This window comes from Moorena sp. SIO3I6, from assembly GCF_010672095.1.
Genome location: NZ_JAAHHU010001710.1, coordinates 1 through 1055, shown reverse-complemented (window position 1 = coordinate 1055; position 1055 = coordinate 1). Strand labels below are relative to the sequence as shown.

Below are 1055 nucleotides of genomic sequence, written 5' to 3'. Positions count from 1 at the left end.
CCACATTTATATTATACACAAATAATCTTTAATTGTAACATATTTTGAAAAATTTTGTAAAAAACTGGTCGGGAGTCGGGAATCGGGAGTCAGAAGTCTGAAGTCTGAAGTCTGAAGTCTGAAGTCTGAAGTCAGCTTAGACTTACGTTTGCTGAGTTTAGGAATGTTTGGGGCATCTTGGTAGAATAGGCATCTTGGTGGAACAGGCATCTTGCCTGTTAAAGTTTCCAGGCGCTGACGGCTGACCGCTGACGGCTGACCGCTGTTCGCGTAGCGTGCGCATAGCGCATATGCTTGCCTATTGCCTTCCCTACCATGACTCCTCAAGTAAACCCTCCAACACCTCTTCCGTAAAAGGATTCTTACCAGCCCGGAGCTCATCTATCCATTTTTGCCGTTTTGCTTTCCACTCATCATGGCTGGTCGAGTCTACAAATGCCTGAAAATCTGATATCGCTCCTGCGGTATCCCCAGTCAGAGCCCTAGCCAAACCACGACTATCAAGAATACCGACATGTTCAGGTTCTTTTGCTACTGCTTTTTCACAGGCATCCATCACTTTAGCAGCATATCCATGGAGGCTACCAAACCAACACAGTGCGTTCCAAGAATTAGCATCAATTTCTAGGTTTGGATCTAGTTGTTGTGCTTCTTTATAGAGAGATAGGGATTTGGTTAATTGACCCTTTCGAGCTAACTGCTCACCTTTGTTAACTTTAGCAGCAGCTGCTAGCCGTTTGGCTTTTGTCTCTGGGTCTAATTCTAGATTGGGATTTAATTCTTTGGCTTCTTGAAACTGAGCAATAGAACCCTCAATATCGCCCTCTCCTGCTAACTTCTCACCTTTTGTAAAAAGAGCGATCGCATTGGCCTTCTTCTCTGGGTCTAATTCTAGCTCCGGATTCCATTCTTTGGCTTCTTTAAACTTAGCAATAGCACCATCAATATCCCCCTCTTTCGCTAACTTCTCACCTTGTTTAACAAGACCGGGAGCTACTGCTACTTTGTCCACTGAATCTTGGCATGTGGTTAAGCTTTCTAAAGCTTCAAAATTC

Annotated in this window: 1 protein-coding gene and 1 pseudogene; both read right to left on the bottom strand. The window is 44.1% G+C overall.

Translation table 11 applies throughout. The features are described 5' to 3' along the window. Positions 1 to 6 precede the first annotated feature (6 nt). Positions 7 to 327, bottom strand: a complete 321-nt coding sequence (locus tag F6K49_RS52510) for a hypothetical protein (protein ID WP_293111035.1) — start codon at positions 325 to 327, stop codon at positions 7 to 9. After that, positions 311 to 1055 (bottom strand): annotated as a pseudogene (locus F6K49_RS52505) (hypothetical protein); the annotation flags it as partial. The gene F6K49_RS52510 and the pseudogene F6K49_RS52505, both read right to left, overlap by 17 nt.